Genomic DNA, 26,781 nt, shown 5'->3' with positions numbered 1-26,781 from the left:
CTGGGCGCATGACCGATCCGTCCCCCCCGGAGAAGCCACCCGAAGCCCTGCCCCGGCTGGGAGAGATCGGGCTCACCAATTATGCGCCCTATCTGATGAACCGGATCATGGGGCGCTACAACGCCTCCCTGCGCGACGAGATGGCAGGGCTGGGCCTGACGACGCCGAAGATGCGGGCGCTGGCGGTGCTGTCGGTGATCGAGGGGCCGCTGATCCGGGAACTGGCGGTCTATTCGGTGGTCGAACAGTCCACCCTGTCGCGTGCGCTTGACCAGTTGGCTGCCGACGGTCTGATCCGGCGCGAGACGGATCAGGCGGACAGCCGCGCGACGCGGGTCCATATCACCGACGCGGGACGCGCGCTTTTCGAGACGCTCTGGCCCCGCATGGCCGAAGCGCAGGAGCGCATGTTCCGAGGCATCGGGGCCGAGGAACGCCGCGCCTTCGTGGGGACGCTCCAGAAGATGCTGACCAACATCCGCAAGCAGGAGAGCTGAGATGGCCGAACGTTCCTTCAAGGCCGAAGTCGAACACCTGCGCAAGGGCGAGGGGGACACTTTCACCGGCGAAGGCATCCTTGCGATCACCAAGGCGCTTCTGGAAAACGGCGTGGGCTACGTCGGCGGCTATCAGGGCGCGCCGATCAGCCACCTGATGGACGTGCTGGCCGATGCCGAGGACCTGATGGCCGAGCTGGGCATCCGGTTCGAGGCCAACGCGAACGAGGCCGCGGCGGCAGCGATGCTGGCGGCCAGCGTCCACTACCCGATCCGGGGGGCGGTCACCTTCAAGGGCTCGGTGGGTGTGAACGTGGCATCGGATGCGCTGGCGAACCTCGCGTCTTCCGGGGTGAACGGCGGGGCGCTCATCATCGTGGGCGAGGATTACGGCGAGGGTTCCAGCATCATGCAGGAACGCAGCCACGCCTTTGCGATGAAGTCGCAGTTCTGGCTGCTGGACCCGCGCCCCAACCTGCCCAGCATCGTCAAGGCGGTGAAGGACGGGTTCGAGCTGTCCGAGGCGTCCAATACCCCCGTCATGCTGATAGTCCGCATCCGGTCCTGCCATGTCACCGGCAGCTTCCAGACCCGCGACAACCAACGCCCGAAGCTTTCGGTCAGGGACGCGCTGTCGAACCCGCAGTCGGATTTCGCACGGGTTGTGCTGCCGCCCATGTCCTATGCGCATGAGCAGGACAAGATCAGCAACCGCTGGCCCAATGCCGAGAGGTTCATCCGCGAGCGGCAGTTGAACGAGGTGTTCGGCCCGAAGACCGCCCCGGTCGGCATCGTCCTGCAAGGCGGCATGTACAACGGCGTGATCCGCGCACTGCAACGGTTGGGACTGGCGGATCTCTGGGGCAACACCAAGGTGCCGCTTTACGTCCTGAACGTCACCTATCCGCTGATTTCGTCCGAGTTTCTGGAATTCTGCGCGGGCAAGGACCAGGTCCTCGTGATCGAGGAGGGCCAGCCCGAGTTCATCGAACAACAGCTGTCCACCTTCCTTTACCGGGCTGGTTCCAGCGTCAAGCTGCGCGGCAAGGGTCCCTTGCCGATGGCCGGGGAATACACCGGGCAGGTGATGCTGGACGGGATTGCGGCCTTCCTCAAGGACGCCGCGCCGCAGATGCTGCCTGCCCTCGTCCGCGCGCCGAACGAGGACCGCCCGGCGATCCCCGACCTGACCGGGACCGTCCCGATCCGCCCGCCCGGTTTCTGCACCGGCTGCCCGGAGCGCCCGATCTTCGCCGCGATCAAGCTGGTGCAGAAGGAGACGGGGAAGCTTCAGATCTCGGCGGACATCGGCTGCCATCTGTTCGGCGCGCTGCCTCCGTTCGAGGTGGGGGGTGCCACGATGGGCTATGGCCTTAGCCCCGCGGCCAACGCCGCCTTCGACGGGGGTGGGGAACGGCGCCCGGTGTCGATCATCGGCGACGGCGGGTTCTGGCACAACGGGCTGTCGTCCAGCTTTACCAACATGGCCTTCAACAGGTCGGACGGCGTGGCGGTGATCGTGGACAACTACTACTCGGCCGCGACGGGGGGGCAGGATGTGATGTCCAGCCGCGCGGACAACCCGACCAAGGCGACGAAACATCCGATTGCCAAGGCGCTGAAGGGTATCGGCATCGACTGGGTGCGGCAGGTGGACCGCACCTATGATGTGGGCCGGATGCGCGACGTGCTGCGAGAGGCGCTGACCACCGACACGCCCGGCCCGAAGGTCATCGTCGCCTCGTCGGAATGCATGTTGAACAGGCAGCGGCGCGAGAAGCCTCTGGCCCAGAAGGCGATCGAGGAGGGCCGCCGGGTCGAGGCCCCCCGGTTTGGCGTGGATGAGGATGTCTGCACCGGCGACCATGCCTGCATCCGGCTGTCGGGCTGCCCGTCGCTGTCGTTGAAGAAACTGGACGACCCCCTGCGCGACGACCCGGTGGCGTCGATCGACCAAAGCTGCGTCGGCTGCGGCAACTGTGGCGAGGTGGCGGATGCCGCCGTCCTCTGCCCGTCGTTCTACCGCGCAGACGTGGTGCACAACCCGTCGAGATGGGAGGCGCGGATGGCTGCCTTTCGTGCCCGCGTGATCGGCTGGCTGCAATCCCGCCGCGCTGCGCGGCGGCTGACGTTCGAGGTCAGGCCATGACCCTTCGGGAAACCATCGGCCTGGAACCGGACGCAAGGCAGACGGACCCGCGGCTGTCGGGGATCATCAAGCTTGCGATCCTTGCGGTCGGCGGGCAGGGGGGCGGCGTGCTGACCGGCTGGATCGAGGATCTGGCCCGCGCGCAGGGCTATGCCGCGCAGGCGACCAGCGTCGCGGGCGTGTCGCAGCGCACCGGGGCCACGGTCTATTATGTGGAGATGGCCCCGCTGAGACCCGGCGATCCTGTCCCCGTCTTCTCTCTCATGCCCGCCCCGGGCGATGTCGACATCATGATCACGGCCGAGATGATGGAGGCCGGGCGCGCGATCATCCGCGGCTTCGTGACGCCGGACCGCACCACCCTCATCACCTCGACCCACCGCGCGCTGGCGGTGTCGGAAAAGATGGTGCCAGGCGACGGCATCGCCTCGTCCGAAGAGGTGATGGCCGCAGCCGGGATCGCTGCGCGCCGTGTGATCGCCGCCGACTTCGACGCGCTGGCGATCCAGAGCGGCTCGGTCATCTCGGCCTCGCTGTTCGGCGCGCTGGCGGGGGCGGGGGTGCTCCCCTTCCCGCGCGAGGCGTTCGAGACCGCGATCAAGGCCGGTGGCAAGGGGGCGGAGGCCTCGCTGCGGGCCTTTGGAGAGGCCTTCGATGTCGCTGCGAACCCTGCGTCTGAAGCTGCACCTGCGGCGCAGTCCAGGCCCGAGCCGAAGGCACAGGGCCCCGCGCGTCTGATCGCGGAATGGGAAAGGCTTGCGGCCCGCGCGTCGGCCCTGCCTGCACCTGTGGCCGAACTGGCGCTGCCCGGACTGCGCAAGGTGGTGGAGTTCCAGGATGCTGCCTATGGCGCGGAGTATCTGGACCGTCTGGGCGGAGTGCTGGCGCAGGATGATGCGGCGAATGGCTGGGCACTGTCCCGCGAGTCTGCGAAATACATCGCCAATGCAATGGCTTATGACGACATAATCCGGGTTGCCGACCTCAAGACCTGCGCCCGCCGATTCGATCGCATCCGCAGCGAGATGGGGGTGAACAAGGCCAACGTCCTGCACCTGACCGAGTTCTTCCATCCCCGCGCGGCCGAGATCGTCGGCCTGTTTCCTGCCCGCCTGGGCGCGAGGCTGGAGGCGGACCCAAAATGGATGGCCCGCCTGACGCGCTGGTTCGACAGGGGGCGCCGGCTGCGGACCGACCGTCTGCCCGCCTTCCTGACCCTCCATATCCTTGGCGGCCTGAAAGGTTGGCGCCGCCGCACGCTGCGCCACGCGCAGGAACAGGCGCATCTGGACCGCTGGCTTCAGACCGCGCTGTCCGAAGTAGCGCGAAACTATGACCTTGCGGTAGAACTGATCCGCTGCCGCCGCCTGATCAAGGGCTATTCGGACACCCATGCCCGTGGCCATTCCAAGTTCGACCGGGTGCTTGCCGCGACGGCCCGCATAGCCGCCCGGAAGGATGCAGCCGACTGGTGCCGCCGCCTGCGCGAGGCGGCGCTTCAGGACGAAGAGGGAAAGGCCCTGGACGGGGCTATCCGGACCATCGACAGCTTTGCTTGAGTGCCGGAGCCGGCATCGGGTGCCCGGTCAGCAGCATGGCGCGCCTTGCGATCCGGGACCGGGATCCCGGTGCGACACGCCGGTTGCCGCCCGGGCAGGATGCGCCCGGACATCACCTCGCCGAAGAAGATCTCGGGCGGGCAGGCGACCAAGAGGGGCTCCGGCGGCCTGTCGCGGGTTGAAAGCTGCGCCCGTCCGGCCGCAGAAAGGCGATCAGCCGGTCGGACCGGAGAGTGACGCTGTCCAGTATTCGCCGGGGAAGGTTTCCTCTTCCGGCAGTTTGCGGGCGATTGCCAGATCCGCCGTCCGCGACAGCAGCAACCCGGAACATTCGTCCAGATTTGCTGGACGCAGGAGGACGTAAAGCTGATCCGCGCTGTCGCGGATGCCCTGCACGATGCGCGGCGCCAGCGAGGGGTGCGGCGAATGCTGGCCGGCGATGACGATCCGGTTCGAGGCCGAGGTGCAGGGCGCGGACGCCATCATCGCCCAAAGTGCCACCCGCGCGCGCTGCGCCGACAGCCGGCTGCCGTAGTTCCTCCCCGGCGCAACCTTCGACCTGGGCATTGCCGACGTGACCGCGATGTGAAACGGGACGCGTGTGCCGGAACGCAAAAGGCCCCGGCGCCTGGCGCCGGGGCCTTCGATTGCACTCCGGTCGAAGGGCTCAGCCCTCGGCGGCTTCTTCCTTCTTCTCGGTGATTTCCGCGCCGGTCTCCTGATCGACCATCTTCATGCCCAGTCGCACCTTGCCGCGGTCGTCAAAGCCCAGAAGCTTGACCTTGACCTCCTGGCCTTCCTTCAGCAGCTCGTTCGGGTGGTTCAGGCGCTTGTTGGCGATCTGGGACACATGCACCAGACCGTCGCGCTTGCCGAAGAAGTTCACGAAGGCGCCGAAATCGACCAGTTTCACCACCTTGCCGGTGTAGATCTGGCCCTCTTCGGGTTCGGCCACGATCGACCAGATCATGTCGTAAGCCTTCTTGATGGCACCGGCATCGTTCGAGGCGATCTTGATCTGGCCGTCGTCGTTGATGTCCACCTTGGCGCCCGAGACCTCGACGATCTCGCGGATGACCTTGCCGCCCGAGCCGATCACTTCGCGGATCTTGTCGGTCGGGATCTGCATCGTCTCGATCTTCGGCGCGTATTCGCTGAAACCCTGCGGCGCGCTGATGGCCTTGGCCATCTCGCCCAGGATGTGCAGACGGCCGTCCTTGGCCTGGGCCAGGGCCTGCTTCATGATCTCCGGGGTGATCCCGGCCACCTTGATGTCCATCTGCAAGGACGTGATGCCGTTCGCGGTGCCCGCGACCTTGAAGTCCATGTCGCCAAGGTGATCCTCGTCGCCCAGGATGTCGGTCAGGACCGCCCAGTCGCCGTCCTCTTCCAGCACCAGACCCATGGCCACACCCGCGACCGGCGCCTTCAGCGGCACGCCCGCGTCCATCATCGACAACGACCCGCCGCAGACCGAGGCCATCGAGGAGGAGCCGTTCGATTCGGTGATCTCGGACACCACGCGGATCGTGTAGGGGAAATCGGTCGGCGCCGGCAGCACCGCCTGAAGCGCCCGCCAGGCCAGCTTGCCGTGGCCGATCTCACGACGGCCGGGCGAACCCACGCGACCCACTTCGCCGACCGAATAGGGCGGGAAGTTGTAGTGCAGCAGGAAGTTCGACCGGTAGTTGCCGTTCAGGGCGTCGATGATCTGTTCGTCCTCGCCGGTGCCCAGCGTGGTGACGACCAGGGCTTGCGTTTCACCCCGGGTGAACAGGGCCGAGCCATGCGCGCGCGGCAACACGCCGGTTTCGCAGACGATCGGGCGGACGGTTTTCGTGTCGCGGCCGTCGATCCGGCGCCCGTGTTTCACCACGTCGCCGCGCAGGACCGCCGACTCCAGCTGCTTGATCGCCGGATAAAGGTTCGGATCGGCCCGGTCTTCCTCGGTCATCGCGGCCTTGATCGCCTCGACCGCGGCCTCGATGGCAGTGGTGCGTTCCTGCTTGTCGCGGATCGCGAAGGCGGCGCGCATCTGGGCCTCACCGGCCTGCTTCACCTTGGCATAAAGCGCCGAATAGTCCGGCGGGGTGAAGTCGAAGGGGTCCTTGGCCGAATGTTCGGCGAAGTCGATGATGAGGTCGATCACCGGCTGCATCTGTTCGTGGCCGAACACGACCGCGCCCAGCATTTCCTCTTCGGTCAGCTCGTAAGCTTCGGATTCCACCATCATAACGGCGTCCTTGGTCCCCGCGACAACCAGGTCAAGGCGCTGTTCGGGCTTCATGCGCAGCTGCGTCATGTCGTCCATCGAGGGGTTCAGCACATACTGGCCATCGACAAAGCCCACCCGAGCCGCGCCGATCGGGCCGCGGAACGGCACGCCCGAGACGGTCAGCGCCGCCGAGGCCGCGATCATCGCCACGATGTCGGGGTCATTCACCAGGTCGCAGGACAGCACGGTGCACATCACCAGCACTTCGTTGCGGAAGCCTTCGACGAACAGCGGGCGGATCGGACGGTCGATCAGCCGGGAGACCAGCGTCTCCTTTTCCGAGGGCCGCGCCTCGCGCTTGAAGAAGCCGCCGGGGATCTTGCCGGCTGCGTAGTATTTTTCCTGGTAGTGAACGGTCAGGGGGAAGAAGTCCTGCCCTTCCTTCGCCGTCTTGGCAAAGGTCACGTTGGCCATCACCTGGGTCTCGCCCAGCGTCGCGATCACCGATCCATCGGCCTGGCGCGCAACTTTCCCCGTTTCCAGAGTGAGCGTCTCGCTGCCCCACTGGATCGATTTCTTGGTCACATTGAACATGTATCGTTTCCTCTGGAGATGCGGCCCCTGCCGTCATCCCCGTTATCTGGCGGCCCCATTGCCGCCCCTCCCCCTGCATCCTCTGCATGTGCCCCGGGGGCGGGCCTCACGTCTCAGATGGCGGGGCCATACAGGAAAACTGTTGCGAATGAAAGAACGGATGCGGGGGTCGGTCAGAAGATCGCATGCGCCCCGCGGTCATCGGCCACCTCGCCCCGCAGCATGGCGGCGTAGTGGTCCTCCAGCCGGTCCCTGCCGAACGCGGGTGTGGCGTCCGGGTCGTAGGATTGTGTGGCGGGGTTCCAGACCAGCATCGATTGCGTGGCATAGTAGCGCCCGATGCGGGCCAGCTGTGCCTTGGCCTTCAGGCGCGGCGACAGGGTGCCGAGAACGGAGAGGAGGCCGACGATCCCATGCATCAGCGCGACGGGGACGTGGCGGATGCGGACGGGCTGGCCGGTGAGGCGTTCCAGCATCGCGGCCTGGTCCAGCGGCGTGATCGCCGGGCCGGGGCCCCCGATGGGCAGGATGCGGTTGCGCATGGACGGCTCGGTAAGGCTGAGGCTCAGATAGCGGCCAAGGTCGGCGTCCGAGATCGGCTTGCAGGCGGTGAGGCGACCGTCGCCGAAGACGAGGAAGGGTTGCCCCCTGGCGACGCGCGCGACCTGGCCAGAGAGCGATTTGAAATAGGCGGTCGGGCGCACGATGGTCCAGTCCAGCGGCGCGGCTTGCAGTTCGGCTTCGAAGGCCAGCTTGGCGCGCTGGAATTCCAGAAGCGGCTTTTGCACGCAGATCGCCGAGAGGAGGATAAATTGCCTGACCCGCGCTGCGACGGCGGCCTTCAGTGCGGCGGAATTGCCGGCGTGATCCACGGCCCAGGCGTCCTGCGGCGCGCCGGTGCGCGAGGCGAGGCAGGAGACTACCGCGTCCATCCCGTCCATCGCGCGTGCCAGCGCGGCGGGCTCGACCTGCCCCCGCAGGATCGTGCATCCGGGCAGCAGCGCGGCATCAGCCTCGGGCCGGATCAGCGCGGTGACCCGATGCCCGTCGGTCCGCAGGGCCCGCGCCGTCGCGCGGCCGATCGTGCCGGTGCCGCCGAGGAGAAGGACGTTCAGACTGGCCATTGTGCCAGAATGCAGAACGCCCGACCTCTGGCAAGGCCGGGCGTCGGGCAGTGTAACGCAAGGACGATCAGATCGCCGACTTGATCCAGTTTTCCAGCGCGGCCTTGGGCGCGGCGCCGACCTTGTTCGACACGACCTGGCCATCCTTGAACATGAACAGCGCGGGGATGCCGCGCACGCCAAGGGCGGCGGGGCTGTCGGGGTTCTCGTCCACGTTGACCTTCACGATCTTGACCTTGCCCGCATATTCGGTGGCAAGCTCTTCCAGCGCAGGGCCGATCTGGCGGCACGGGCCGCACCATTCGGCCCAGAAATCCACGACGACCGGAACCGGCGACTTGCGGACTTCGGCATCGAAGGTGGCGTCGGTGACGGCGACAGTGGCGGCGCCCATGAGCGTTCTCCTGCGGGATTGATCGGATAAGCAGGGTATGGACGCGGGCAGCGAAGGTCAAGGGATCGTGGTGCGGTCCAGAGCCTGCCTCACGATTTCGGGATCGACGCGCATCAGGCTCGGGGCCCGGGTCCAGAGGATCGCCGTCTCGATCCGGCGGTCGGAGTAGATCTGCCCGACCATGTGGGCATAGGCGCCCAGCTGACGCAGGATGCCTTCCGGCACGGCTTCGGCCCGGTCGGGGATCACCGCGTTCGACTTGTAATCGACGATCAGCGCCCGGTCGGCGGACAGGATCAGCCGATCGACCGATCCCGCCAGGATACGGCCCCGCCAGGGGGCTGCGACCGCGACTTCGGCCAGACTGTCGGGGCCGAACAGGGCCACAAGGTCGGGATGGGTCAGCACGGCCCGGGCCTCGTCCAGAACCGCCTGGCACTGGGCGGGTTCGGCGATCAGTGCTTCGGCATGGGCGGGCCAGGTCGCGGGGTCAAGGCCGGGCAGCCGCTCCAGAAGCAGGTGCAGCGCGGTGCCGCGACGTTTCGCCCCTTCGGCGTCCCGGGCGGACTCGGCCGGCAGCGCTTTGGGGCCGCCGAGGTCCGAGGGCGACAGCACCGGCGCCGGCCGCAAAGGCTCGGCCGCGGGGCGGGTGGTCCAGTCGGGCAAGGCGGGCAGGGCGACCTGCGGTGGGTCGCGACGCAAGGGGGCAGGCCAGGCACCGTGGCTGTGCCGCAGGATGCCGCCCTCCAGTTCCTCGTGGTCCAGCGCGGAGACCCCGGCGGCGATCAGGCGGTGCCAGGTCGTGTCCTGCGTGACCTTGCCCGCCCCCGCAGCCACCAGCCAGCAGCGCGCCCGGGTCATCGCGACATAAAGAAGCCGCAGCCGCTCGGCCGCCTCGCGCTCGGCGCGATCCTGGCGCAGCGAGGTCAGCAGGGCCGGGCTTTCCCCCTCTTTCATCTTCCACAGCGCGGGGCCGGTGGGATGCACCTCGATCTGTCCCCGTTGCGGGGGCGAATAGTCCGCACATTCCGGCAGAATGACGATCTCTGCTTCCAGACCCTTGGCGCCGTGCACCGTCATCACCCGGATCAGATCTCCGGCACCCTCGGCCTGGCGCTTGACCTCGACATCGTCGGTTTCCATCCAGGTCAGGAAGCCGGTCAGGCTGGGGACTTCGGCCGTCTCGTATGCCAGCGCCTGGCTGAGCAGCTCGTCGATCCCGTCCTCGGCCTCGGGACCCAGCCGGGAGACCAGCTTGCGGCGGCCGTCGTGGCGGTTGAGGACACGCTCGATCAGGTCATAGGGCCGCAGGAAATCGGCCTGGGCGCGCATGTCGTCCAGGAAGGCCCGCGTTTCGGCATGATCCGGATGCGCACGCAGGGCCTGCCACAGATAGCCCTGCCGGGGCTGGGCCAGTCGGAACAGCTCGGCCTCGCTCCAGCCGCACAGCGGCGAGCGCAGCACGCAGGCCAGCGACAGGTCGTCCTCGGGCGTGTCCAGAAAGGCCAGAAGCGCCGAAAGGTCGCGCACCGCCAGCACGCCGCCCAGCCGCAGGCGGTCGGCCCCGGCGATGGGCAGACCGGCCGCCTTGCAAGCGCGGATGATGTCGTGGAAGACGCCGGTCCGGCGCTGCACGAGGATCAGGAAATCGCCGGGCCGCACCGGGCGTTCGCTCGGCCCGCCCAGGCGGGCGGCCTGCGGGATCTGCGTGCCCTGGTCCAGCTGTTCCTTGATCCAGCGCGCGATCCGCTGTGCCAGCACGATCTGCGCGTCCTCGGGGTGGCGCATGTCCAGCGGTTCGTCCCAGGGGCCGGGTACAGGGGTTTCGGCCTTCTCCAGCACCGGCCAGACATCGACCCGGCCGGCCAGGTTCGGGCTGATGGCGATGTGGTGCGACGCCCCGCCCAGTGCGACCTGTTCCGCCGGTGTGAAGGTGGCATCGACCACGTTCAGGATCGCGGGCGAAGACCGGAAGGAATGTTCCAGTACGCGGTCGTCCAGCCCGGCCCCCCCGGCCAGCCGCGCGCCGAAATGTTTGCGCATCCGGTCAAAGGCCGCGACATCGGCGCCCTGGAAGGAATAGATCGACTGCTTCTTGTCGCCCACGACGAACAGCGTCCGGTCCCGCGTCGCCGATCCCTCGCCCGAGATCAGCTCCGCCGCCAGTTCCTCGATCAGCTGCCACTGGTCGGGGCTGGTATCCTGCGCCTCGTCCACCAGGATGTGATCCAGCCCGCCATCCAGCCGATACAGCACCCAGGCCGCCAGCGAGGGATCCTTCAGAAGCTGCAGCGCGCGGCGGATCAGGTCGTCGAAGTCCAGAAGGCCGCGCGCGGCCTTGCGCGCGGCATATTCCTTCAGGAAGACACCGGCGAAATCATGCAGCGCAAGCGTCCGTTCCGCCGCCGCGACCGCCTTCTCGGCATCCCGCGCATTTGCGACACGCTGCATGAAATCGTCGAAGTCATGCTGCATGTCGCCCATGGCCGTGCGGACCTTCACCGTCGGCACCTTGGCGAAGTTCGGCTGGCCGTCCTTCTTCAGCAGCGCTCCATAAAGCGCCTCAAGCGCTGCCTTCGTCGGCGCCTGCCAGTCATGCGCGGCCAGCACCGCGGCAAGGTCCTGCATGGTCTGGCTGCCCTGCCGGAACAGAGGCAGGGTTCGCGCGATCAGCCAGTCCTCGGACCCGTTGAACGCCAGCGACAGAAGATGGCGGTCGTCCACCCCCTCGGGCAGGCCGAACAGGCGCAGCACCCCGGGTCGGTCCAGCGGCGGATCGAAATGCGCGCGCCGGGAGACGATGGCCTCGACCAGACTGCCGAAGTCCTCGTCGGCCTGGATCTCGGACAAGCGCCGCACGACATGGGCCTGCGGACCGTCGGCCATTTCCTCGACGATCTCGGCCCGCATCAGCCGCCCGGCGCGATCCTCCATCTCGACAAAGCCCGGAGAGACGCCGGCCTCCAGCGGAAAGCGGCGCAAGAGGCTGGCACAGAAGCTGTGGATGGTCTGGATGCGCAGCCCGCCCGGCGTTTCGATCGCGCGGGCGAACAGCTGCCGGGCCCGCGCCAGACGTTCGGGGGTCAGGTCGCCTTCGCCCAGGTCGGACAGATTCTTCAGCAACGCGGCTTCGGGCCGCATCGCCCATTCGCCCAGCCGTTCGAACAGCCGGTTCTGCATCTCGGTCGCGGCGGCCTTGGTGTAGGTCAGGCAAAGGATGCGCTGCGGATCGACCCCGTTCAGCAGAAGCCGCGCCACCCGGTCGGTCAGCACCCTTGTCTTGCCCGAACCGGCATTGGCCGACAGCCAGGTGTTGCGCCGCGGGTTGGCGGCAGCGATCTGGCGGGCGAAGGCTTCGGTCATTCCACAGCCTCGGGCACGGGGTCGTCGGTCATCTCCCATTCGCCATAGCGGGACAGATGGTCGTAGTCGCCGGGGTCGGCCGCCTTTTCCAGGGCTCGACGGGCGGTGTAGCCCTGGCCTGGGCGGGCATAGCTGGCCATCAGCGCGCCGAAGCGTTTCCAGACATCGGCCACCTGGCCGGGTTCCAGGGTGATTTCCTCGACCATCAACTGCGCCTTCAGTCCGACATAGGCGACACGGGCAACCTCGGCCGGGTCAAGGCCCCGGAAGGCGCCGCCTTCTGCCATGGCGGCCAGCAGCAGAAGCTGCTTGTCGAAATGCTCCTGCTGCCTGGGCGAAGGCGGAGCGCCGGTCTTGTAGTCGATCAGCATCAGCCGCCCGTCCGCCAGCCGGTCGATCCGGTCGGGCTTGCCGGTCAGGGTGAAGTCCAGCCCCGGCAGGCGCAGCGCGCCCTTTTCCTCCAGAAGCACCGGCACGCCACCGGTCCGGGACGAGTAGTCAAGGAAGGCATCCGCCGCCTTGGCCAGACGGGAAAGCCAGATCGTCCGGGCCAGAGGCCAGGCGACCCGGTCCGCCAGCACCGTCTCGGCAAGAGCCAGAAACGTCTGGCGGTCGCCTCCGCCCTGTTTCAGGAAGCGCTCCAGGATCTCGTGCAGCACCGTGCCGCGCAGGCGGGGGTCGGCTTCGGGGCGCAGCGGGTCCAGCGGTTGCAGTTTCAGCACATGGCAGGCGTAGATCGCATAGGGGTCGCGGATCAGGGTCTTGATCTGCGTCACCGACAGCTGACGCGGGCGGACCGGAACCGGAGGACGCGGCGACGGGCGCCGGGCCGGCTCCACAGGCGGAGCGGTGTCGAAGGCCTGGGCAAGGCGCAGCCAGCCCGCGCCGCGGTCGCGCATCGCGGCCAGCGCCTCGGGACCGCGCTGATCGGGCAGGCCAGCCAGCAGGTTCACCATCCGGTTCAGCCAGCGCGAGGGCACGGTTTCCGCCTCGGCTCCGCGTCTGGCCCGGCTGAGGACGACGCGCGGCGCGGCCACCGCCTGCTGCCAGTCATGCGCCGACAGGCCGATCTGGCGTTCGGGCAGCAGAAGCCCTACCTCCTTGCGCATCGCGCGGTTCAGCCAGGGGTCGGCCGGCGGCTGCGCGGGCCATGTGCCGTCATTCAACCCGCCCAGGATCACCAGCTCCGCCCCCTGCGCCCGCGCCTCCAACGTGCCCCAGATCATGATGCCGGGATGCAGCCCCTCGCTTTCGCGCACGTCCTCGCGGTTCAGAAGGCCCAGGATCAGCCCCGCATAGTCGGCCGATGTCAGGTCGCCTGCCGCCTGGGCCTCGGCCTGAAGCTCGCGCATCACCGCGAACGCCTTTTCTCCCGCCTCCTTCAGCCACAGCGCCCCAGCCCCCGCCGCGTCGAAACCTGCGGCCAGCCGTTCGGTCAGGCTCAGGTGCCGGGCGACAAACGCGGTCAGGGGCAGGCGTTCCTGGACCTCCTGGTCGCAAAGGACGTCCGCCACGATTCCGGCCCATGTCTCTGCCCGGTCAAGACGCGCCCCCTTGGCCCAGTTGCGGACACTTTCGGCGGTGGGAAAAGCCGGGCCATTGCGACGGATATGCAGCTCGAACTCTCGTGTCAGGATCAGGTGCTGCCCGCGGTCGGCGCCGGAAAAGGCCAGCGGGTGCTTCAGAAGCGCCAGCAGGGCATCCGCCGTCAGGCGCTGGCCGAACAGCGCCGCGACCTGCCGCAGCATCCGCCCCGGCGCCGACAGGGCCAGTGGCCGGCCGGCGGAATCGTCGGGTCGGATACCCCAGCGGTCCAGTGCCGCCGTGACGCGCCGCGTCAGGTTGCGGTCGGGCGAGATCAGCGCGGCACGCCTTCCCGCCTCGGCGGCCTCGCGCAGGATCAGGGCGATCGCCATGGCCTCGGCCCGCGGCGTCGGCGCCTCGACCAGCGTCAGGCCTTCGGTCGCGGTCAGAAGGTCGGCCAGCTTCGGCCCCTCGGACAACCACTGGTCGGTGACCGGCGCCGGGCGCAGGGCCAGCGAGATCAGCCGGTTGCGCGCCGGATCCGGGGCCGGTGTCGTGGTCCAGGGCTGCACATCCTGCGGCCCGAAGCCCAAGAGGTCCATCAGTCGGCGGGTGCGGAACTGCGGGTGGTCCTCGGCCGTCAGCGCGTCGTCCATGCCCGCCCAGACTTCGTGGGGCAGGTCGAAGTCGTGGCCGGGCAGGACGATGGCCCCCTGCGGATGTCCGGCAACGGCCTGCATCAACAGCGCCGTCGTCCCGCGCGACCCGGTAGAGCCCGCCAGGATCACCGGACCCGGCAGAGGACGCCGGGCCCAGGTTTCGGGCAGGCCCTCGACCGCGCGGCGCAGGTTGGTTTCGGCATCGGGAGCGTCCGCCGCAAGGGCCTCGGTCACGATGCCCAGAAAGGCCTGCGTTCGTGCCCAATGGGCGGAATGGTTCGCCACATCCAGCGCGGCGACACGCTGGGGCGGGACGCCTTCGCCCTGCATCTCGGCGATCAGCCCGGCCAGGCTGTCGGCCAGGTCATAGAGGGCCGCGCGCGGAAAATGCGTCGTTTCCGTTGCCAGCAGACGGTCCAGAAGCACCGACAGCACCAGCCGACGCCGCAGGGGCGAGATCGGGCGCGGCAAGGGCAGGTCGGAAAGCAGCGCAGCTTCCGTCACCAGCATGAGGCGCGGCAGGAACACTGCGCCTTGGGTCACAAGGCACTCGGTCACCCGGCGCCGCATGCGCTGGGTGTTCAGGATCAGCGTGACCTTCGCCATGACCTCGGGCGGCTGGCCGGACAGGCGCTGCCGCAACCCCGCCACCAGTTCGGCAGGGAAGTCGGCGCCAGGCGGCAGGGCGAAGATGGGCGGGCGGTCAGCCATGGCGCGCAGCTTGCAGCAGGGCCTCGGCCTCGGCAATACCGGCGGGATGGCCGACATCGCACCAGTCGCCGGGATGCAGGACTCCGAAGGCGGTACCGGCGGCAATCATCGCATCCCAGGGCCGGTTCAGGGAAAAGACCTCGTCGGGCATTGCCCGGATCCGGTCGGGGCTCAGGATCTGCGCGCCGATATAGACGTGATCCTCACCCCCCTGCCCGCGCGACAGCCGGCCCTCCGCATCCAGCCGGAAGTCCCCCTTCGACCCATGGGCGCGCGCCCGCTCAACTGGCAGCAGCAAGAGCAGCGCCTCCATCCGGCTGCCGTCCCAGGCGGCGACAAGCGTTGTCAGCGGGTTCGGCCCGGTCCAGATCCCGTCGCTGTTCAGCACCGCCACCGGCCCCGCGCCCAGAAGCGGCAAGGCGGCCTTCAGCCCGCCCCCGGTTTCCAGGATCCGCCCGGCCTCGTGGCTGATCGCCACGCCGCGCCCGGCAAGATGGGCCGCCATCTGCTCGGCCCGGTAATGGGTGTTGATGACGATACGATCGACGCCAGCCCCTTCTGCCAGATCAAGCGCATGGTCGATCAGCGCGCGGCCCGCGACCGGGATCAGCGGCTTCGGCCGGTCGGCGGTCAGCGCCCCCATCCGGGTGCCGAAGCCCGCGGCGAACAGCATCAGCGGGAAGGGATAGGCGGACATGCGGCGCGGATCCTGTGCAGGGTTTCGGGCGTGGGCGGCGGCAGAAGCCGGTCGCAGACGGCGCGCAGATCGGCCAGGGCGGGATGCGCGAGGTTCCGCTGCAACTGGCCCCAGACGCGCGGGATCAGCGGCAGATAGCCCGGTTTGCCCGCGACCAGTGCCAGCCGCACGAAGACCCCCAGGATGCGCAGCGCCCGCTGCGCCCCCAATGCGGCATACTGGGCCGCAAAGGCCTCAGGATCCGCGCCCGTGACCGCAACAAAGCGCGAGATCATCGCGGCTTCCGTCCCTGGCCCGACATCCCGCCGCGCGTCCTGCAACAGCGAGACCAGGTCATAGCCAGGCTGGCCGAGTTGGCCGAGCTGGAAATCCAGCAGCCCCACCCGCGCGAGGCCGGCGCGGCCCGGCAGCCATATCAGGTTCTCGGCATGGAAGTCGCGCAGGATCAGCACGCGCGGGCCGTCGGCATGGGCCCGCAGCACAAGGGTCAGCGCGTCGAGGAACTGCCGGGGGTCAGGGCCGACGCCGGTTGCCGCGCGGGCGTACCAGTCCAGCGCGAAGGCGGCGGCCTGCGCCAAGTCGGCGGCCGAAAGGTCGGGCAGGCCCACGGGCGGCGGCGCGGATTGCAGATGCACCAGCACATCCACCGCCGCGGCATAAAGGACGGCTTCGCGGGACGGCTCGGCGGCGATCAGGCGGGCGAAGAGGTCGTCGCCCAGGTCTTCCAGCAGCAGGATGCCGCGCGGCAGATCCTCGGCCAGCACCTGCGGCGCCGAAAGGCCAAGTCCGCAGAGATGCCGGGCCATGGCAGAAAAGGCCACCGGATCGTCCACACCGCCGGGTGGATTGTCCATCAGGACCGCGGTCGCCGCGCCAAGCCGCAGCCGCGTGTAGCGCCGGTCCGACGCGTCGCCTGCCAGATGCAGATGCTCGGCCGCGCCCCAGCCGGCCTGTTGCAGGAAGGCCGTCAGTTCGGCAGCGCGGTCAGCCATCCAGCAGCGCCCCGGCCAGACCGGCACGCCCGCCGCCGAAAACGGCGCGGCGGCCTTCGCCCAGCGGCTCCAGCCGGATCGTCAGTGCCCCGTCCGGACGGTGGCTGCCCAGCCGGTCGGGCCATTCCACCAGACAGACCGCCGTCTCGAAGGCCTGATCCAGACCCAGTTCCCAGACCTCGTCCGGATGCGTCAGGCGGTAGAGATCGGCATGCCAGATCTCGCCCGCCGCGTCCTGATAGACCTGCACCAGCGTGAAGGTGGGCGAGGGAACCTCCTCGGCTTCGCCGATGCGGGCACGGATCAGCGCACGGGCGAGGCAGCTTTTCCCCGCGCCGATCGGGCCTTCCAGAAGCACCACGTCGCCGGGTTGCAACAGCGCGGCCAGCCTTTGGCCAAGCGCCTCGGTCGCGGCGGCATCGGGCAAGGCCAAGGTCAGTTCTGGGGCGGTGTCGGCGGACATGGCGCGACTTTAGCGGTCCCGCCCGCCGCCGCAAGGCTCAGGCCATCAGCTCTTCGCGCAGTCGGCTGTCGGAAACCGCGGTCAATGGCGCCGCGACCTGGTGGCGGAAGGTGATCAGCGTCGCGCCGCCGGTCAGCGGCCGGAAACGGCACGAGATCAGCCGCCCGTCCAGCAGGCGCACATCGCCCTCCCAGGGCGTCCGGTCCCCGGCGCTGGTCACGAAATCGGTGGCGTCGTCCCACAGCAGCGTCGGCGCGGAATGGTCGCGCCACCAGTCGGACAGCGTGGTGATGCTGGCCTCGGACAGAAGCACCTGCGGATCGTGTTGCCAGAGCTGGGCATAGGCCGCGTTGGACATCACCAGCTGCCCCCCCTGCGAGAACACCGCAACCCCGTCTTCCACGGCGTCGATCACCGACTGGCCCAGCTCCAGGTCGGCCCGATACCGGCGCGTCTGCGTCATCTCGGTCGAGATGTCCTCGAACATGAAGGCAAGCGCGCCGTTCGGATGCGGTCGGCCGATGACGCGGTAGGTCTGGCCGCCCGGCAGGCTCCAGGTTTCCTCGAAGATGCCCATGCTGGCCTCCTCCTCGAGTCGCGCCAGCTGCTTGCGCCAGCTGCGATAGTCGCGCGGCTCGGGGATCATCGACCGGGCGCGCATCGCATCGAGGAAGGCGTTCAGCGAGGGCCGGGCGATGAGCATTTCCGGCGGCAGCGTTGTCAGGTCGGTCAGGGCCGGGTTGAACATCTGAAGGCAGCGTGAGCGGTCGAAAATGGCCAGCCCGATCGGCAGGTCGGCGAAGGTCTTGGTCAGGGTCTGCATGAACTCGCGCAGGGCGGTCTCGGCCTGCACCGCCTTGTCGGCCGCCATCGCATAGCACAGCCGTTCCTCGCCAGCAGGCAGCCGTACCAGGTCGAACCATTCCGGGCCGCTGGGCATCTGCAACTTCAACCGGGTCGAACTGCCGGCTGCCGTGTCGAACAGCTTCGGCAAGGGCCAGGACAGATCCTCGCCGTCCGGCAGCAGCTCGACCGCGCGGATCAGGTAACCGTGGTTGGCCCAGATCACCGCGCCGTCGGCCGCCTCCTTCCACATCAGAACCGGCGCCCGCGACAGGATTGCGCGCTGGGCCTGCACCTCTTGCTGAAGCGCGGCCGCCGTGGCCGCGTCGTTCTGGCCCGGCCGCTGATGTGGCGACGCTTCGGTCTGGCCGGCCTCCAGCGCCAGATGCAGAAGGCCGGAGCGCAGCTCGGCCTTCAGGACCAGCGGCGGGGCCGTGGTCGGCAGCGAGGCGATCCGGATCTGGCCACTGCGCGGCAGGCTGGCCAGCCGCTCGGCCAGGCCGGGAAAATCCGGGCCAAAGCGCGCCATCAACCTGCCCCATGCTCGCGTATCCTCGCCTTCCGGCAACAGGGACCGGGCGGCGGGCGAGGCGTCGATCAGCCGCTCGCCGTCAAAAAGGAAGGCAACCTGCGACGGGGCCAGGTCGAAGATGCTGGCGACGCGCGCCGGGTGCCGGTCAAGCCAGGCCTGCATCAGCACGAGGGCGGAAAGGGCAACCAGAAAGGCCGCAAGAACCATGCCCAGGATCATCGCCAGATCGCCCATTCCGCAAGGACTCCTGAAAAGGAAACAACTTTAACGAAAGCTAGACGGGAACGGTTAATTGCCGGTTAATCCGGGCTCATCCGTCGATGCGGGCGTTTTCGCCCAGACCGCCGGGTGCGGGCGCGGTGACAAGGTCGCCGGCATCCCAGACCGCCTCGACAACCGCGCCACAGCGCTCCGGGCGGTCCTTCGGGGCGAGAAAAGGGTCGGTCGCATTGGCGAAGGACAGTTCTGCCCCCGATCGCTCCAGCAGGGTCTTGGCGATGAACAGCCCCAGGCCCATGCCTTCATAGCCCGGGCGCTGGTCGCGTTCCGGGTCGCTGCGCCGCGCCCGCACGAAGGGGTCGCCGATCCGCCCGATGACGCTGGCAGGAAAACCGTCGCCGTCGTCGGTGATGCGGACGATCACCCGTTGAGCGGTCCATTCGCCCTCGATCCAGACGCGCGACCGGGCGAAATCGACCGCATTCTGCACCAGGTTGCGCAGGCCATGGATGATCTCGGGCCGGCGCTGGATTGCTGGCTGTTCGTCGCTGCCGTCCTGGACAGGACCGCAGGTGAAGATCACTTCCTTGCCGCGGCCAAGATGCGGCTCTGCCGCCTCGCGCAGGACCGCGGACAGCGGCGCCTGCCGCAGGTAGCGGTCGTCCTTCCCGACCCGCCCCATGTCGCGCAGGATGTCGCGGCAGCGGTCGGCCTGCGCCCGGATCAGCCGGGCGTCCTCCTGCAATTCGGGCTGGCCGTCCAGTTCCTCGATCAGTTCGGCACTGACCAGCTTGATCGTGGCCAGGGGCGTGCCAAGCTCATGCGCGGCGGCGGCGACAACGCCGGCAAGGTCGGTCAGCTTCTGCTCGCGCGCCAGCGCCATCTGAGTGGCCAGCAGCGCCTCGGACATCGACCGCATCTCGCTGGACACCCGGCGCGAATAGAGCCCCAGAAACAGGATGCCGATCACGATCGATAGCCAGAAGCCGAAGACGAACAGGGGAGGGATGACCAGTTCGCGCCCGTCGGCAAAGCGCAGGGGCAGGTGCCAGGTCAGTGCGGCAGTCACGATCAGGATCGCCAGCGCGCCAAGCGCGATGGTGGACCGCAGGCGCAGGACACTGGCCGAAATCGTGACCGGAGCCAGAACCAGGATCGCGAAGGGGTTGGTCAGCCCGCCGGTCAGAACAATCAGGATGCCAAGCTGGGCAAGATCGAACAGCAGGGTCAGGAAGGCTTCGGCCTCGGACAGCCTGCGACTTTCCGGGAACAGCATGACCAGGGCAAGGTTTGCCAGGATCGAGGCCCCGACCGCCAGGGCGCAGGGCCCAAGCGGCAGGTCAAGCCCGTAGATCTGGCTTGCGACCAGGATCGCCGCGATCTGCCCCGCAATCGCCATCCAGCGCAAGAGGATCAGCGTTCTCAGGCGCACCCAGTTGGTCCCGGTCTCCCGGGGTAGAAAGCCGGTGGTGAAGCTGGCCATGCTGTGACTGGATGTCCTTGTCGGCGGATTGCCCATTGTTAAGGCTGCACCCATCTGAGATCAATGCGACCCGTTGATCCTTGGGAGACAGGCAGATGACAAGAGTTTACGCAACCGTGGCTGCTGCGGCCCTTGCCGCCTTGCTGGGGGCATCGGCCTGGTATGTCCTCTCCGACCGCCCGGCCGACGCCTTTGCCCAGTGCCGCCAGGGCCAGGTCGCGGGCGGCGAGATCGGCGGGCCGTTCACTCTGGTCAACAGCGCCGGCCAGACGGTGACGGATGCCGAGGTGCTGACGAAACCGTCGCTTGTCTATTTCGGCTATACCTTCTGCCCCGATGTCTGCCCGCTGGACATGTCGCGCAATGTCGAGGCGGTGGACATTCTGGACCAGCGCGGCATCGACGTGACTCCGGTCTTCATCTCGATCGACCCCGAACGCGACACGCCCGAAACCCTTGCCGATTACGAAACGAACCTGCACCCCAAGCTGGTGGCGCTGACCGGAAGTGCCGAGCAGGTCCGGGCGGCCTCGCAGGCTTACAAGACCTTCTACAAGCGCCGCGACACCGGTGACGAATTCTACCTGATTGACCATTCGACCTTCACCTATCTGATGTTGCCGGGAACGGGTTTTGTGGATTTCTTCCGCCGCGAGATTACATCCGAACAGATGGCGGAAAGCGTTGCCTGTTTTGTCGAGGCAGGCAAAGCTGCAATGAAATGACCTAAACCGATACAGGAATGCCGATGACTGATGACTTCGCCGCAGAGCTTGGCCCGGATCGCACGCTCTTGCTGGTCGACGATGACGAGCCCTTCGTGAAGCGGCTTGCCAAGGCGATGGAGAAACGCGGCTTCCTGCCCGAAACGGCGCAAAGCGTGGCCGAAGGTCGTGCCAAGGCGCTGGCGCGACCTCCGGCCTATGCCGTTGTGGACCTGCGGCTTGAAGACGGCAACGGGCTTGAGGTGATCGAGGTCCTGCACGAAAACCGCCCCTCCTGCCGCGTGGTGGTGCTGACCGGATACGGGGCGATTGCAACTGCGGTTGCGGCGGTCAAGATCGGGGCCATCGACTATCTGTCGAAACCGGCGGATGCGAATGACGTGACCAAAGCCCTTCTGGCCCGCGGCGGTGCCCTGCCCGAACCACCGGAAAACCCGATGTCGGCGGATCGTGTGCGCTGGGAACACATCCAGCGGGTCTACGAGATGTGCGACCGAAATGTCTCGGAAACCGCGCGTCGGTTGTCCATGCACCGCCGCACATTGCAGCGCATTCTGGCAAAGCGCAGCCCCAAATAGTGCGGTTTCCTTGCGTGCGCCCGGTATTCGTCCTATCAAGTGCGGGACTTATCCACGGGAGATCGGACATTGAACGTCGATTTGAATAGCCTTTCCTTGAAAGAGCTGAAGGATCTGCAATCTCAGGTAGCAAAGGCGATTGCGGGATTCGAGGATCGTCGCAAGAAGGAACTGCTTGCCGAGCTTGATGAAATCGCAAAGGCGAGAGGTTTTTCGCTGGCCGAATTGACCGGCGTTTCGACGGGTCGCAAACGCTCTCCGTCGGTGGCGAAATATGCGAATCCCGCCAATCCCGCCGATACCTGGTCGGGCCGGGGCCGCAAGCCGCGCTGGTTTTCCGAGGCGCTGGCCAAGGGCAAGAAGCCCGAGGATATGGCGATCTGATCGCCTAGGCCAGGGATCTGAGCCATTTCAGAAATGCCCGGGCTGCTGCGCGTTTTGGACCGGGCAGTGACACGATGAAATAGGCCGGCAGCTTTTCGCGGCTTTCGTGCACGATGCGCAACCTGCCTTCGGCCACGTCGGTCTCGATCAGGGCGACGCTTTCCACCACCAGCCCCAATCCCTGCCGCGCGGCGGCCAACGCCAGTTCCTCGGTGCTGATATCCGTGCTGCTAAGCTTCGCCGGGTCCAGTCCCAGTTGTCGCAGATAGGCATCCTGTTCCGGCCAGTTCCGCGACAGGATCCAGTCCATGCCGGCCATGTCCGCGATGGTCGGGTCGCGATTCCCGATCAGCGAGGGCGCGCCTGCGATCACCAGCCGGGCCGAGGTCAGATATTCCGTCTCGACACCCGGCCAGTTGCCGTTGCCATAGCGGATGCCCACGTCCATGCGTTCGCGGTGCAGATCGACGACCTTGCTGTCGGGATGCAGCGACAGGCCGATGTCTGGGTGCTTTTGCCAGAAATCCTTCAGCCGCGGCATCAGCCACTGCGTGGCGAAGGCGGCGGTCAGGGTGATGCGGACCGGACGGTCGGCTTCTCCAACCCGCAGCGCTTCCAGACCCCGCTGCATCGCGCCGAAGCCTTCCGCCAAGGCGGCGGCAAGTTGCTCGCCATCTGTGGTCAGGCTGACACCGCGCCCCTCACGCTGGACAAGCGGACGGCCCAGTGCCTCTTCCAGGCCGCGGACTTGCTGGGCGACGGCGGCATGGGTGACGTTCAGCGCCCGCGCGGCCTGGCTGAAGTTCCGCAGCTCTGCTGTAGCCGCAAACGCCCGAAGGGCGGTCAGCGAGGGCAGGTTGTGCCATTCAATCATATGATAGCCAAACTTACATTTATGCAGACTTCCTGAGTCGCATCATGGCCCAGGAAATGGCAAAAGCAATCATCGAAAACCGAAAAGGAGAAAGGTCATGTTGAATATCTTCGCCGAAGCCCTGCTGATCGCTGCCCGCATGGATCAGCGGACCGAACGCTACCTGCCCCGCCGCGAAGTCCGGCGCAGCCCGCGCGAGTTCATGGAGATCGAGGGCCTGAACACCGCCGACCATCTGCGCCGCACGGGCCGCTGATGCCCGGCCGCTGTCAGCAGTCGGCAAGCAGTCTTGCCACGGTCGAGACATAGTCCGCCCGCACTTCTGCGGGCGGGCGAAGCCGTATCTCCAGCCGGTGGATCAGCTCCGGCGCGGGCCGTCCGAACAGCTTGTCGGCCTCTGCCTCCCGGAACCCCGCGATCCGCACCGCTTCCAGCCAGGCCGAGACCTTGTCCGCCGCCTTGATCGCCTTCTTGATCGGCGAAGGCAGCACCGCAGGCAGGCCAAAGCGCAGATGCACCGCCGCCGTCAGCCGCTGGTCCAGCTCGCCGTATCCCGGCCCGACCGCCGCCTTGACCGGGCTGATCATGTCGCCGATCACATATTCCGGCGCGTCATGCAGCACCGCCGCCAGCCGCCACTTCGCCGAGATGCCCGGATTGGCGCGGACGAAGATCTCTTCGACCAGGAGCGAATGTTCCGCCACCGAATAGGGCCAGTCTCCGCGGGTCTGCCCGTTCCAGCGCGCCACGAAAGCCAGGCCATGCGCGATGTCCTCGATCTCGACATCGACCGGCGTAGGGTCAAGCAGATCAAGACGCCGGCCAGATAACATCCTCTGCCAGGCGCGGGGTTGTTTCATTTTCGGGCCTTTGTTGTCTGTTTGCCGTTTCGATGCTATCTGCCCGCCCAAGCAAGGATCAAGGAGAGCGCCAGGATGGCATCGGATTACATCGTCAAGGACATCGCACTGGCGGATTTCGGCCGCAAGGAACTCACCATTGCGGAAACCGAGATGCCGGGCCTGATGGCCTGCCGCGAGGAATTCGGCGCCTCGCAGCCGCTGAAGGGCGCAAGGATTGCGGGCTCGCTGCACATGACGATCCAGACCGGCGTCCTGATCGAGACGCTGAAGGCCCTGGGCGCCGATGTGCGCTGGGCCTCGTGCAACATCTTCTCGACCCAGGACCACGCCGCCGCCGCCATCGCGGCCTCGGGCACCCCGGTCTTCGCGATCAAGGGCGAGACGCTTGCGGATTACTGGGACTACACCGACCGCATCTTCCAGTTCGGCGGCGAGGGCGGGACCTGCAACATGATCCTCGACGACGGCGGGGATGCGACGCTCTACATCCTCCTCGGCGCGCGGGTCGAGGCAGGCGAGACCGACCTGATCGCCGTGCCGACCAGCGAGGAAGAGGTCTGCCTGTTCAACCAGATCAGGAAGCGCATGGCCGCGACTCCCGGCTGGTTCACCAAACAGCGCGATGCGATCCGCGGCGTGTCGGAGGAGACCACCACCGGCGTCCACCGTCTGTACGAGCTGCACAAGAAGGGCCTCCTCCCCTTCCCGGCGATCAACGTCAACGACAGCGTGACGAAGTCGAAGTTCGACAACAAATACGGCTGCAAGGAAAGCCTGGTGGACGGCATCCGCCGCGCCACCGACACGATGATGGCCGGCAAGGTCGCGGTCGTCTGCGGCTACGGCGATGTGGGCAAGGGCTCGGCTGCGTCCCTGCGCGGCGCGGGCGCACGCGTGAAGGTGACCGAGATCGACCCGATCTGCGCGCTTCAGGCCGCGATGGACGGCTATGAGGTCACGCTGCTGGAGGATGAGGTCAAGACCGCCGACATCTTCATCACCACCACCGGCAACAAGGACGTGATCCGCATCGAGCACATGCGCGAGATGAAGGACATGGCCATCGTCGGCAACATCGGCCACTTCGACAACGAGATCCAGGTCGCGGCCCTGCGGAACCACAAGTGGACGAACATCAAGGACCAGGTGGACATGATCGAGATGCCCTCGGGCAACCGGATCATCCTTCTGTCGGAAGGCCGCCTTCTGAACCTGGGCAACGCGACCGGCCATCCGTCCTTCGTCATGTCCGCCAGCTTCACCAACCAGGTGCTGGCGCAGATCGAGCTCTGGACCAAGGGCAAGGACTATGCTCCCGGCGTCTACATCCTGCCGAAACAGCTGGACGAGAAAGTCGCCCGCCTGCATCTGAAGAAGATCGGCGCAAAGCTGACCGAGTTGCGGAAGGACCAGGCTGACTATATCGGCGTCAATGTGGACGGCCCGTTCAAGTCGGACCACTATCGCTACTGAAGCCCGGGTTTTCGGCCCCTCGGTCGCCAGCGGGGAAGCATGGCAGAGATTTCCCGTTGCCGTTTGGTCTCGTTAACGTAAGCTGTTGCGGTCTCCGCCCGGACAAGGCGGAACGGGACAGGTAACAGGAACGAGGACAACATGGGTAAGAGAGACGAGCTCATCGCGAAGTATGCCGATGACCTGAAGAACAAGTGCAAGGTGACGCCGGACATGGCTCTTCTGACCAAAGTCACCATCGGTTGCGGCCCTTCGATCTACGACAACGACGCCCAGACCGTCGCCGCCTCTGACCCAGAGGAGCTGGAGCGGATCAAGAAGAATTTCCTGATGAAGAAGCTGGGCCTTGCCGACAGCCCCAAACTCATGGAAGGCATCAACGCCGCCGTCGAAACCTATGGCAAGTCCGAGCGCAACAAGTACCGTGCAGCGTTCTACTACCTGCTGGTCAAGCACTTCGGCAAGGAAGCCGCCTATCAGTAATCCCCGGCTGCGGAACACACGCCCGGCCCGTTCCGAAAGGAGCGGGCCTTGCCGCACGCGTTGGCGCGCATTTGTCTAAAGGCCTTGATACTCCTGACTTGCCACGGGGCGGGGATTCGGGAGAGAAAGCTTCAGTCAGGGCAGGAAGCCCGGGACCCTAATACAGACACGCGGTGCTAAGGGGTGTGCGCGTGGGTTGGATGAAGGGTTCCGTAGGGGTGCGGGGCCCTTCGTTCATTTGCGAAACCTTTCTGATGGCTGCACTGACCCTCGGGCGTCAGAACAGCATCTGCACAGGACCCATCACGCCGCTGCCGGCGACGATGTTGGCTCCGGCGATCACGGAATGCGGCAAGTTCCGCGGCAATCACGCCCGGTATCTCCATGGCAAACTCCCTTTCCTGTCGTTGCAGGATGCCGTAACCCGGATCCCGGCGGTCACCGTGGCGGGCGCGAGATGCCGGGGTTGGCGGGTGAACTGGGCGTTGACACCGCCGGCCGGTCGGTCAGGATCGCCCGGGACGCAGCATGCTGCGGCAGCGGAGGGGGGCGGCAATGGACCTTGGCCTGAGCGGCAAGGTGGTCGTGGTGACCGGCTGTGCGGCCGGGATCGGAAGGGCCATTTCAGAGGATCTGGCCGCAGAAGGCGCGATCCCGGTGATCTTCGCCCGCCGCGCTCCAGACCCGGACTGGCTTGCCGGCCTGGGGCCGCAGGCCGGCTGGATCGAGGTCGAGCTGTCCAGCGACGCCCAGTGCCGGACCGCGGTGGCCGGGGTCCGATCGCGGTTCGGGCAGGTCTACGGGCTGGTCAACAATGCCGGCAGCAATGATGGCATCGGGATCGAGGCCGGGCCAGAGGCCTTCCGCGCCTCTCTCGACCGCAATCTGGTGCATTATTACACGCTGGTTCATCTTCTGGCCGAGGATATCAAGGCCGCGCAGGGCGCCATCGTCAACATCAGCTCCAAGACGGCGGTGACCGGCCAGGGCAATACCTCGGCCTATGTCGCGGCCAAGGCGGCGCAGCTGGGTCTGACGCGGGAATGGGCGGCGGCCTTTGCGCCGCATGGCGTGCGGGTCAATGCGGTCATTCCGGCCGAGGTGATGACCCCGCTTTACGATCGCTGGCTGCGGACCTTCGACAACCCGGACGCCAAGCTGGCGGAAATCACCGCGCGGATTCCTCTGGGCCAGCGCATGACCGAGGCGGCCGAGATTGCCGCGATGACGGTCTTTGCCCTGTCGGACCGGGCGCGTCACCTGACCGGGCAATGGCTGTTCGTGGATGGCGGCTACACGCATCTTGACCGGGCTCTGGCCGGGGTTGCGAGATAGCGCGGCGGTTGGCCGGGGGCGGGGACGCAAGCAGAGGGGAGGCGAGTC

The 26,781-nt window shown here is 67.1% G+C and carries 23 protein-coding genes; 10 read left to right on the top strand and 13 right to left on the bottom strand.

The genetic code is table 11. From position 1 onward, the window contains the following. Nucleotides 1–8 precede the first annotated feature (8 nt). Genes G8O29_RS07730 through G8O29_RS07720 form a run of 3 tightly spaced genes read left to right on the top strand, consistent with a single transcriptional unit; the run spans nt 9 to nt 4,205 of the window. Entirely contained in the window at nt 9–497 is a 489-nt protein-coding gene (locus G8O29_RS07730) for a MarR family winged helix-turn-helix transcriptional regulator (protein ID WP_166402662.1), read from the top strand. A gap of 1 nt (nt 498) precedes the next feature. Further along, nucleotides 499–2,646, top strand: coding sequence for a thiamine pyrophosphate-dependent enzyme (locus G8O29_RS07725; RefSeq protein ID WP_166402661.1), 2,148 nt, complete (start codon nt 499–501; stop codon nt 2,644–2,646). Next, nucleotides 2,643–4,205 (top strand): indolepyruvate oxidoreductase subunit beta family protein, encoded by a 1,563-nt coding sequence (locus G8O29_RS07720; RefSeq protein ID WP_166402660.1) that lies wholly within the window; start codon nt 2,643–2,645, stop codon nt 4,203–4,205. Before G8O29_RS07725 ends, G8O29_RS07720 begins: the two co-directional genes overlap by 4 nt. Nucleotides 4,206–4,418: 213 nt before the next feature. Here G8O29_RS07720 and G8O29_RS07715 read toward each other — a convergent pair whose 3' ends face one another. The 11 genes from G8O29_RS07715 to regB form a co-directional block, all read right to left on the bottom strand. Further along, nucleotides 4,419–4,772: a hypothetical protein gene (locus G8O29_RS07715; protein WP_166402659.1), complete on the bottom strand. Its 354-nt coding sequence runs from the start codon at nt 4,770–4,772 to the stop codon at nt 4,419–4,421. A gap of 100 nt (nt 4,773–4,872) precedes the next feature. Further along, entirely contained in the window at nt 4,873–7,014 is a 2,142-nt protein-coding gene (gene pnp, locus G8O29_RS07710; protein ID WP_166402658.1) for a polyribonucleotide nucleotidyltransferase, read from the bottom strand. Between the two features lie 173 nt (nt 7,015–7,187). Next, a complete protein-coding gene (locus tag G8O29_RS07705) occupies nt 7,188–8,138 on the bottom strand; it encodes an NAD(P)H-binding protein (RefSeq protein ID WP_166402657.1) in 951 nt (316 codons plus the stop codon). Nucleotides 8,139–8,205: 67 nt separating this feature from the next. Next, the gene (gene trxA / locus G8O29_RS07700) at nt 8,206–8,532 is read right to left on the bottom strand and encodes a thioredoxin (RefSeq protein ID WP_166402656.1); all 327 of its coding nucleotides are present in this window, start codon (nt 8,530–8,532) and stop codon (nt 8,206–8,208) included. A 57-nt stretch (nt 8,533–8,589) separates the two neighbouring features. Continuing rightward, entirely contained in the window at nt 8,590–11,895 is a 3,306-nt protein-coding gene (gene addA / locus G8O29_RS07695) for a double-strand break repair helicase AddA (RefSeq protein WP_166402655.1), read from the bottom strand. Further along, complete coding sequence (gene addB / locus G8O29_RS07690) at nt 11,892–14,789, bottom strand: double-strand break repair protein AddB (protein ID WP_166402654.1); 2,898 nt, start codon at nt 14,787–14,789, stop codon at nt 11,892–11,894. The genes addA and addB overlap by 4 nt, the downstream gene beginning before the upstream one ends. After that, a complete protein-coding gene (locus tag G8O29_RS07685) occupies nt 14,782–15,486 on the bottom strand; it encodes a nucleotidyltransferase family protein (protein ID WP_166402653.1) in 705 nt (234 codons plus the stop codon). Before G8O29_RS07685 ends, addB begins: the two co-directional genes overlap by 8 nt. Beyond that, the gene (locus G8O29_RS07680; protein ID WP_166402652.1) at nt 15,462–16,478 is read right to left on the bottom strand and encodes an aminoglycoside phosphotransferase family protein; all 1,017 of its coding nucleotides are present in this window, start codon (nt 16,476–16,478) and stop codon (nt 15,462–15,464) included. Before G8O29_RS07680 ends, G8O29_RS07685 begins: the two co-directional genes overlap by 25 nt. Next, complete coding sequence (tsaE, locus tag G8O29_RS07675) at nt 16,471–16,941, bottom strand: tRNA (adenosine(37)-N6)-threonylcarbamoyltransferase complex ATPase subunit type 1 TsaE (protein WP_166402651.1); 471 nt, start codon at nt 16,939–16,941, stop codon at nt 16,471–16,473. Before tsaE ends, G8O29_RS07680 begins: the two co-directional genes overlap by 8 nt. 37 nt (nt 16,942–16,978) lie before the next feature. After that, nucleotides 16,979–18,550 (bottom strand): PAS-domain containing protein, encoded by a 1,572-nt coding sequence (locus G8O29_RS07670; protein ID WP_166402650.1) that lies wholly within the window; start codon nt 18,548–18,550, stop codon nt 16,979–16,981. Between the two features lie 76 nt (nt 18,551–18,626). After that, nucleotides 18,627–20,018: a sensor histidine kinase RegB gene (regB, locus tag G8O29_RS07665; protein WP_166402649.1), complete on the bottom strand. Its 1,392-nt coding sequence runs from the start codon at nt 20,016–20,018 to the stop codon at nt 18,627–18,629. Nucleotides 20,019–20,113: 95 nt separating this feature from the next. On the opposite strand from regB, the gene G8O29_RS07660 reads away from it, so the two are divergent. From G8O29_RS07660 to G8O29_RS07650, 3 genes are all read left to right on the top strand, one after another. Beyond that, the gene (locus G8O29_RS07660) at nt 20,114–20,743 is read left to right on the top strand and encodes an SCO family protein (protein WP_166402648.1); all 630 of its coding nucleotides are present in this window, start codon (nt 20,114–20,116) and stop codon (nt 20,741–20,743) included. Between the two features lie 23 nt (nt 20,744–20,766). Next, nucleotides 20,767–21,321: an ActR/PrrA/RegA family redox response regulator transcription factor gene (locus G8O29_RS07655; protein ID WP_166402647.1), complete on the top strand. Its 555-nt coding sequence runs from the start codon at nt 20,767–20,769 to the stop codon at nt 21,319–21,321. A 69-nt stretch (nt 21,322–21,390) separates the two neighbouring features. Then, the gene (locus G8O29_RS07650) at nt 21,391–21,705 is read left to right on the top strand and encodes an H-NS histone family protein (RefSeq protein ID WP_166402646.1); all 315 of its coding nucleotides are present in this window, start codon (nt 21,391–21,393) and stop codon (nt 21,703–21,705) included. A 4-nt stretch (nt 21,706–21,709) separates the two neighbouring features. Here G8O29_RS07650 and G8O29_RS07645 read toward each other — a convergent pair whose 3' ends face one another. Beyond that, complete coding sequence (locus G8O29_RS07645) at nt 21,710–22,579, bottom strand: LysR family transcriptional regulator (RefSeq protein WP_166402645.1); 870 nt, start codon at nt 22,577–22,579, stop codon at nt 21,710–21,712. Nucleotides 22,580–22,676: 97 nt separating this feature from the next. On the opposite strand from G8O29_RS07645, the gene G8O29_RS07640 reads away from it, so the two are divergent. Next, the gene (locus G8O29_RS07640; protein WP_166402644.1) at nt 22,677–22,835 is read left to right on the top strand and encodes a hypothetical protein; all 159 of its coding nucleotides are present in this window, start codon (nt 22,677–22,679) and stop codon (nt 22,833–22,835) included. Between the two features lie 13 nt (nt 22,836–22,848). Here G8O29_RS07640 and G8O29_RS07635 read toward each other — a convergent pair whose 3' ends face one another. Beyond that, nucleotides 22,849–23,439 carry an HD domain-containing protein gene (locus G8O29_RS07635; RefSeq protein ID WP_166402643.1) on the bottom strand — a complete coding sequence of 197 codons (591 nt, stop codon included), beginning with the start codon at nt 23,437–23,439 and terminating at the stop codon, nt 22,849–22,851. 75 nt (nt 23,440–23,514) lie between these two features. On the opposite strand from G8O29_RS07635, the gene ahcY reads away from it, so the two are divergent. The 3 genes from ahcY to G8O29_RS07620 all read left to right on the top strand — a co-directional run bounded on the left by ahcY (nt 23,515) and on the right by G8O29_RS07620 (nt 26,733). Further along, a complete protein-coding gene (ahcY, locus tag G8O29_RS07630; RefSeq protein ID WP_166402642.1) occupies nt 23,515–24,915 on the top strand; it encodes an adenosylhomocysteinase in 1,401 nt (466 codons plus the stop codon). Between the two features lie 141 nt (nt 24,916–25,056). Continuing rightward, nucleotides 25,057–25,398 (top strand): DUF2853 family protein, encoded by a 342-nt coding sequence (locus G8O29_RS07625; RefSeq protein WP_166402641.1) that lies wholly within the window; start codon nt 25,057–25,059, stop codon nt 25,396–25,398. 555 nt (nt 25,399–25,953) lie between these two features. Continuing rightward, complete coding sequence (locus G8O29_RS07620; RefSeq protein WP_166402640.1) at nt 25,954–26,733, top strand: L-fucose dehydrogenase; 780 nt, start codon at nt 25,954–25,956, stop codon at nt 26,731–26,733. Nucleotides 26,734–26,781 lie beyond the last annotated feature (48 nt).

The sequence above is a fragment of the Rhodobacter calidifons genome, from assembly GCF_011174775.1.
GTDB classification, from domain to species: Bacteria; Pseudomonadota; Alphaproteobacteria; order Rhodobacterales; family Rhodobacteraceae; genus Tabrizicola; species Tabrizicola calidifons.
The sequence above is the reverse complement of the archived record's forward strand: the minus strand, read 5'-3'. Positions and strand labels throughout refer to the sequence as shown.